The 377-nt window shown below is 61.8% G+C and carries 1 protein-coding gene; it reads right to left on the bottom strand.

The features are described from left to right. Window positions 1-377 (bottom strand): hypothetical protein (locus tag ACW5W7_RS21325; protein ID WP_456503005.1); only part of this gene is annotated, 377 nt, incomplete at both ends.

The following is a 377-nucleotide window of genomic DNA, read 5'->3' as shown; positions in this document are numbered from 1 at the left end:
CCAGCGACTGGGCCTTGAGCAGCCCGTCGAACTGCCCTTCCTCTGCCGTGACCTGAGCTTTGCCTCCCACCAGCGTCTGGCCACTCAGTTGCAACAGCCGGCTGCCCAGTTGCAGCTCACCGTCGGTCAGTTGCTGACCAGTCAGCACCAGCTCATCCCCGTCAAGGGTGAGCCGTGATACCCCGAGCAGGATACCTGTACTGCTAAGCTGATGGGCGTCAATCGCCACATCCTGGCTTGCGATACGCCCTCCATTGCTCAACTTCCCGGCCTCAATTGCCAAGGAGTCACCACCTGCCAGGGAGCCCTGATTGCTCAGGGAGTCCCCCTTGAGCACCAGGTGCTTGTCACCCTGCAGACTGCCGCTGTTGTCCAGC

It is taken from the genome of Aeromonas intestinalis (genome assembly GCF_054052485.1).
This window is presented reverse-complemented; position numbering and strand designations above follow the sequence as displayed.